The organism is Streptomyces albidus (ex Kaewkla and Franco 2022) (assembly GCF_013870515.1).
Lineage (GTDB): Bacteria > Actinomycetota > Actinomycetes > Streptomycetales > Streptomycetaceae > Streptomyces > Streptomyces albidus.
This window is the reverse complement of record NZ_JACBXA010000280.1, coordinates 1-6964: the sequence shown is the minus strand read 5'-3', so window position 1 is coordinate 6964 and position 6964 is coordinate 1. Positions and strand designations below refer to the sequence as shown.

At 68.8% G+C, this 6964-nt stretch carries 8 protein-coding genes, 1 tRNA gene and 1 pseudogene; 8 read left to right on the top strand and 2 right to left on the bottom strand.

Features of this window, described 5'->3' with window-relative positions; translation table 11 throughout:
- From H5J26_RS26590 to H5J26_RS26555, 8 genes and pseudogenes are all read left to right on the top strand, one after another.
- Window positions 1-267, top strand: a pseudogene (locus H5J26_RS26590) (hypothetical protein); the annotation flags it as partial.
- Between the two features lie 10 nt (window positions 268-277).
- Window positions 278-538 (top strand): hypothetical protein, encoded by a 261-nt coding sequence (locus H5J26_RS26585; RefSeq protein WP_181768512.1) that lies wholly within the window; start codon window positions 278-280, stop codon window positions 536-538.
- Window positions 539-588: 50 nt separating this feature from the next.
- Complete coding sequence (gene ssb, locus H5J26_RS26580) at window positions 589-1047, top strand: single-stranded DNA-binding protein (RefSeq protein WP_181768511.1); 459 nt, start codon at window positions 589-591, stop codon at window positions 1045-1047.
- An 89-nt stretch (window positions 1048-1136) separates the two neighbouring features.
- Window positions 1137-2036, top strand: coding sequence for a bifunctional DNA primase/polymerase (locus H5J26_RS26575; protein ID WP_181768510.1), 900 nt, complete (start codon window positions 1137-1139; stop codon window positions 2034-2036).
- A 166-nt stretch (window positions 2037-2202) separates the two neighbouring features.
- Window positions 2203-2421, top strand: a complete 219-nt coding sequence (locus H5J26_RS26570) for a hypothetical protein (RefSeq protein ID WP_181768513.1) — start codon at window positions 2203-2205, stop codon at window positions 2419-2421.
- Window positions 2418-3677 carry a DUF3631 domain-containing protein gene (locus H5J26_RS26565; protein ID WP_181768509.1) on the top strand — a complete coding sequence of 420 codons (1260 nt, stop codon included), beginning with the start codon at window positions 2418-2420 and terminating at the stop codon, window positions 3675-3677. Before H5J26_RS26570 ends, H5J26_RS26565 begins: the two co-directional genes overlap by 4 nt.
- Window positions 3678-3854: 177 nt before the next feature.
- A complete protein-coding gene (locus tag H5J26_RS26560; protein WP_181768508.1) occupies window positions 3855-4043 on the top strand; it encodes a helix-turn-helix transcriptional regulator in 189 nt (62 codons plus the stop codon).
- Window positions 4044-4101: 58 nt separating this feature from the next.
- Entirely contained in the window at window positions 4102-5517 is a 1416-nt protein-coding gene (locus H5J26_RS26555) for a tyrosine-type recombinase/integrase (RefSeq protein ID WP_181768507.1), read from the top strand.
- 136 nt (window positions 5518-5653) lie between these two features.
- On the opposite strand, the gene H5J26_RS26550 is transcribed toward H5J26_RS26555, so the two are convergent.
- A tRNA-Ser gene (locus H5J26_RS26550) sits at window positions 5654-5740 on the bottom strand.
- A gap of 54 nt (window positions 5741-5794) precedes the next feature.
- A partial coding sequence (locus H5J26_RS26545; protein ID WP_181768506.1) for a S1C family serine protease occupies window positions 5795-6964 on the bottom strand: 1170 nt, incomplete at its 5' end.

Here is a 6964-nt window from a genome sequence, read left to right as displayed (position 1 = left end):
GTCCCCGCGTGGGCCAAAACCACCGCGCTCCTCGCCCCGACCATCGGCGCTGGCATCGGCGCGGGCGGCTTCGGCCTCCACTACGCCGCACCCGGAGTCATCGCCATGACCGACGCCCTATGGGCCGCCGTCGCCCTGATCGCCGCCAGCTGCGGAGGCGCCGCGTTCCTCCTGTCCCGCTGGCGGCACCGGGCGCCCGCACAGATCACCCAGAACATCACCGCCAACGGTCTCTTCGGCCGCGCCAACGGAACCATCAACCAGTAAGGAGCCCCGCATGCGACTGCGCATCCATCGACAATCCTGGCCCCGCCCCGCGCTCATCCTCACCGACACGCCCCGGCCAGGCTGCTGGGCCTGCGACGGAGACGGCGGCCACCCACGCGACTACGGCCACCCCGAGACCGGCGAATACGACGGAACCCACTGGGACCCCTGCCCCTGCTGGGACAACCGCCGCACCTGGACCCTCCTGCCCCTGCCCCGACTGCGGCGCCGCCGGAACAGCCCCGGCTACAGCAGCGAACCGCCCTTCTGACCACCCGAGAACCGACTCGAATTCACAAGCTCACGACAAGGGACACACACATGGCCATGGGAGACACCCCCATCACCGTCATCGGCAACCTCACCAGCGACCCCGAGCTGAAGTTCACCCAGGGCGGGGCCGCGCTGGCGAAGTTCACCGTCGCCTCCACACCCCGCCACTTCGACCGCGAATCCGGCCAGTACAAGGACGGCACCGCGATGTTCATGCGCTGCTCCGCCTGGCGCGGCCTCGCCGAACACGTCACCGAGTCCCTTGCCAAGGGATCCCGGGTCATCGTCTCCGGGCGCCTGCGTCAGTTCGACTGGCAGACCGAGCAGGGCGAGAACCGCTCGATGCTCGCCCTCGAAGTCGACGACATCGGCCCGTCCCTGAAGTTCGCCACCGCCACCACCACCAAGGCCACCAGCAGCGGCGGCAACGGGAGCGGCTCCAACGGTGCCGGTGACCCCTGGAGCACCGGCGCCAACAAGCCGACGGGCGACGAGCCGCCGTTCTGACTGCGCCCGGGGGCGGTGGTCATCCCGCCAAGGCGCCCACCGCCCCCGGCCCTTCTCACAGCCCTACACGGAACTGGAGAGCTTCCATCATGACCCAACCCGCAGCCACCGCGCTGCACCAGGCAGCCCTGGCCGCTGCAGCCCGCGGCTGGCGCGTCTTCCCCCTCCGCCCCGACAACAAGCGCCCCACCGGCCACCGACAAGCCGACTGCCCCCGCACCGACCGCTGCACCGACGGGCACCTCACCCCCGAGCAGCGCGCCACCACCGACCCCGAGAAGATCCGCGCGGCATGGAGCAGGCGTCCCTACGGGGTCGGCATCGCCACTGGCCCCTCGGGACTGGTCGTCATCGACCTCGACCTGCCAAAAGACGGGAGCGACGCGCCTGACGGCGCGACGACCTTCTCAGCGCTCTGCGAGCGCGCCGGACAGCCCTGGCCCACCACCTACACGGTGCGGACCCGCGGGGGCGGATGGCACCTGTACTTCACCGCACCCACTGGAGTGCGGCTCGGTCTGACCAGCAAGAAGCTCGGGCCGAACATCGACACCCGCGCATGGGGCGGCTACGTCGTCGCCGCAGGAAGCACCGTCGGCGGCAAGCCCTACCGCCTCCACCACGACACCACCCCGGCCCCATTGCCGACCTGGCTTCACCAGGCGCTCGCACCCGCACCGCGCCCTGCCCGGCCTCTCCCGGCACCGCAGCCGCAGAACGCCACCCGCTACGCGACCGCGGCGCTCCGCAACGAGACCGCCAACGTCGCAGGCGCGGGGGACGGGGTGCGCAACTGGTCCCTGCTGCGAGCAGCACGAGCCTTGGGACGTCTGGTGGCCAGCGGCGACCTCACCCGAGGCGAGGTCCAAGAGGCTCTTAGTGGGGCGGCACTTTCGGGCGGGAGTGAGTCGCAGCGCTACTACGACGACGTCATCGACCGAGGTCTCGACTGGTCCATCCGCAACAACCCGCAAGGGCGGCCAGCATGACCCATGCCCCCCAACCCCCGCCTACTAAGAGCCTCTTCACCCGCGACGGGGCCTGGCTCGCCGCCGCTCCGCTTGAGCACGGCAGCGGTCAACGGCTGGGTTGTCGGCAGAAGGCCGCCCTTCTCATCCCCTGCTGCTCGCTGAACTCCGGCGGCAGGGAGGCGACATGAGCGTGACCTCCGAGGAGCCGTGGGTGGGACTGCGCATCATCGCCCCGCCCTCCTCCTCCTCCATTCCGTCAGCCACAGCCCGTTGCAGGTGCGGCCGATCCCGGCACGCCCGCGGCAAGGAGCGCGTGCTGGTCCTCATCGAGGCCTACACCGTCCATCGCGACACCTGCACCGGCCAGTCCGAGACTCCTGAGACCACCCGGAGCGCAGCATGACCTCACCCAAGAAGAATCCGCCTGAGCCGATCGATGGCGCGGCGCTGCTCGATGAAGTCGAGGCGTTCCACCGCCGGTTCAACGTCTTTCCGACCGAAGCCGCCTACGTTGCGGTGGCGTTGTGGGATGCGCACGCGCACCTCATCGACGCGCTCGATGGCACCGCCCGTCTCGCCTTCCTGAGCCCGGAGCCGGGTTCCGGGAAGTCCCGAGCGCTGGAGATCATCGAAACCCTCACCCCACGCGCGGCGACTACCGTCAACGCCTCCGCCAACGCGCTCTTCCGCCTCGTGGCGGCAGACGAAGGAGGCCCCACGCTCCTCTTCGACGAGATCGACACCGTCTTCGGCCCCAAAGCCGGCGGCAACGAAGAGGTCCGCGGGTTCCTCAACTCCGGCTACCGCCGCGGCGCGAAGTCCCTGCGCTGCATCGGGGACGGCTCCGACCAGAAGGCAGGGTGGTTCGACTCGTTCTGCGCGGTCGCCATGGCCGGCCTCGGCTCGCTGCCTGACACGATCCTGACCCGCTCGATCATCATCCGCATGCGCAAGAAGGCCCCGAACGAGAAGTGCGAGCCCTACCGGCGGCGCGTCCACGAGAAGCAGGGGCACGCACTGCGTGACCGCCTCGCCGACTGGACCGACACCATCCACGACCAGGTCGCCCAGGCGTGGCCGGAGATGCCCGAAGGTGTCTCCGACCGGCCTGCCGACGTGTGGGAGCCGCTCCTCGCGGTCGCCGACGCGGCCGGCGGCCACTGGCCCGAGCGGGCCCGCGCGGCCTGTCTCACCCTGATCAAGGCCGCGCAGGAAGGCGACGAAGCCTCCCTCGGTGTACGGCTGTTGACCGACCTGCGCGACCGCGTCTTCTGCGGCGTCGACCGCATGCCCACTGCCGCCATCCTCGAAGTCCTCCTCGGACTCGATGACGCTCCATGGGGCGATCTGACCGACGACGGAAAGCCGCTCACCTCCCGGGGCCTGTCCAAGCTCCTCAAGCAGTACGTCCGTCCCGACACCACTCCGATCCGCCCGCGGGGCATCCGGGTCGGCAGCGGTACCCCCAAGGGCTACTACGCGGAAGACCTCAGCGACGCCTGGGCCCGCTACTGCCCCCCTCCCCCCGGAGAATCCGCAACATCCGCAACAGCCGCAACATCGCAGGTCAACGAGGGTGAATCTGTGGCGGAAGACCCATCCGAGAGCCGCCACAAGCTCACGGAAGCCGACACACGCACCCTGCGCAGCGTCAGTTAACCCCGCCCGCCCGATAGGTGCCGACACGCCTTCGCGTGGCGGCACCTATCCGCAACACAACCGGCATCCGCCACAAATCTAAGCCGCTGACCAGCAATGTTGCGGCGTGGCGGATGTTGCGGATTCCCCAAGAGGGGCAAGCCGCGGCCCCCGCGTCGTCTTGAAGGAGTTGCCGCAATGGCACGTCAGAAGATGCTCAAGCTCCAGGAAGTACTCGAAGAGATCGACATGAGTCGCGCAGCCTTCTACCGCATGCGAGCACGCGGCGAAGCACCCAGGCTCATCAAGCTCCCCAACGGCCAACTACGCGTGCGTCGCGCCGACTTGGATGACTGGTGGGAGCGGTGCGAGCAGCACGCCGCGTAAATCCGATTGCTTCACCGGGGCCCGCGCTGAGCGCGGGCCCCTTTCAATCTGGAGAGACATGCTCACGTACGACGTGGACTTCTGGTCCATCCGCAAGCGCTCCGGGCGCCCGAAGCCATGGGAACTCCGCTGGCGGGTTGGCGAGCGCTCCCATTCCCGAAGCTTCAAGTTCAAGCCGCAGGCGGAAGGCCGTCAGTCAGAACTGATGGCAGCACTCCGCAACCGCCAGCAATTCGACGAGGAGACCGGTCTCCCCGCAGGGGAGCTGCTGGCGCGGACTTCCCCTACTTGGTACGAGCACGCGACGGAATACGTACTGATGAAGTGGCCGCGCGCCGCCGCCAAGCACCGGGCAAGCATCGCGGAATCGCTCGCTGTCGTGACCCCTGTACTCGTCACGAGCAGGCGCGGAGAGCCCCGCGCGGCCGTGACCCGCGCCGCCCTCTATCAGTGGGCGTTCCGGGCTGTCCGCAGTAGCGAGGGGGCCTGGGTCTCGCGTTACGTCGTCGAGGAACCGCCGGCCGAAATTCGGGCAGCTCTGGATTGGATTACCGCCCGCTCCATCAAGGTCAGGGAGTTGGAGGACCCCGCGCTTCTGCGCCCCGCTCTGGAGGCGCTTTCACTCCGACTGGACGGGGGTAAGGCCGCCGAAAACACGGCCAGACGCAAGCGAATGGTGCTGAGCAACATGCTCCGCTACACAGTTGAGGAAAAGGGTCTACTGGGGGCGAATCCTCTGCCTCGCGTGGACTGGACGCCGCCCGACAGTGACGACGAGATCGATTTCCGGTACGTGCCGGGGCCGGACGTAGCACGCAAGCTACTTGGGTCTGTCCGCGACTCCGGATCGCGCGGCGCGCATCTGCACGCCTTCTTCGGTTGCCTGTACTACGCAGCCATGCGGCCAGGCGAAATCGTCGCGCTCAAAGCATCGGACTGCACCTTGCCGCCGGCCTCGCCCGAGTCCGTAAAGGAGTGGGGCGAACTGCTGCTCGGAGAGAGTCGCCCAGAGGTGGGCGGCGGCTGGACGGACGACGGAACGTCGTACGAGAAGCGCGGACTCAAACGACGGAAGCGCGGCGCAACGCGGACCGTGCCCATCCCGCCGGTCCTTGTGCACCTACTGCGAGAACACATCGCCCGCTACGGCACAGCCGATGACGGCCGCCTGTTCCGGGCAGCCCGGGGCGGGCGAGTGGCCTCCACCGAGTACTGCGAAGTCTGGGAGAGAGCACGAGAGGCTGTGCTGTCTCCTCGTGAGGTGGAGTCCGCGCTCGCGGCAGTCCCGTACTCCCTGCGCCACGCGGGGGTTTCACTCTGGATTAAGTCAGGGGTTGACCCTGCGGAGGTCGCAGCTCGGGCCGGCCACAGCATCGCCGTGCTGTACCGCTTCTACGCGAAGATCCTCAAGGGTGGCCAGCAGCACTCCAACAACCTGATCGCGCGGGCACTCGACGAGGGAAATCAGCGCTGAGGCTGGCCCACAGATGGCCCATACGCACTGGTCAATGTTGGGATCCGGGCGAGATGGGGTGAGACAACCCGAACACCACAAGGCGTGCCCGTCGTTGACGGGCACGCCTTGTGACCTGCTACTTCTCTGACCTCGGCGGAGGCGGTGGGATTTGAACCCACGGTGACATCGCTGCCACGACGGTTTTCAAGACCGTTCCCTTCGGCCGCTCGGGCACACCTCCCCGCGGCGCCCCCGAGGGGCGACGCGAGGACAGCCTAGCGGTTTGCCGGGACGGTCACTGATCGCCCTTGCGGGAGCCGAGGGTGACCTCGGTCGTGGCCTCCTTGCCGTCCCGCTTGTAGGTGATCTTGACCTTCTCGCCCGGCTTGTGGGTCCAGATGGTGCCGATCAGCGTCGGGCCGCTGTCGATCGGGGTGTCGTCGAGCCGTGTGATGACGTCGCCCGGCTTCAGGCCGGCCTTGTCGGCGGGACCGTTCTTGGTGATCGGCTGCTGGTCGTCACCCTCGCCCTTCTCGGCGATGACCGCCCCGCCGCCCTTCTGGTCCATCGTGACCGTCGCGCCGATCACCGGGTAGACGGGCGTGCCGGTCTTGATCAACTGCGTGGCCACACGCTTCGCCTGGTTGACCGGGATGGCGAAGCCCAGGCCGATGCTGCCGGACTGGCCCTGGCCCAGGCCGCCTTCGCCACCGGCGGACTGGATCGCGGAGTTGACGCCGATGACCGCGCCCTGCGCATTCAGCAGCGGGCCACCGGAGTTGCCGGGGTTGATCGACGCGTCGGTCTGAAGGGCGTTCATGTACGAGGCGTTGCTGCCCTGCCCGTCGCTCGATGCGACGGGACGGTTCTTGGCGCTGACGATGCCCGTGGTCACCGTGCCCGACAGCCCGAAGGGTGCGCCGATCGCGATGGTGGCGTCACCGACGCGCACGTCGTCGGACTTCCCCAGGGGGAGCGGCGCGAGCTTGTGCCCGTCGGCGTTCTTGAGCTTGATGACCGCGACGTCGTAGCCCTGCGCCTTGCCGACGACCTCCGCCTCGTACTTCTTGCCGTCCGAGAACGTCGCGGAGAGGCCGCCTCCGGCGCCGCCGCTCGCGACGACGTGGTTGTTGGTGAGGATGTGGCCCTGCTTGTCGAAGACGAAGCCGGTGCCGGTGCCCTCCTCGCCGCCGCCCTTCGTCTCGATGGTGACGACGCTGGGGAGCGTCTTGCCCGCTATCCCGGCCACGGACTTGGGGGACCGGTTGAGGGCCTCCGGGTCGGAGCCGGAGGTGATGGTCGTGGAGCCGCTCTCCTCGCTGTCCGCCGCGAAGAAGCCGATGCCGCCGCCGATGCCGCCGGCCACCAGGGCGGCCACGAGCACGGTCGCCACGAGCCCGCCCGGAACCCGCTTGCCGCCGGGCGGAGGGCCGGGCGGAACCGGGGGAGCACCCCATGGATACTG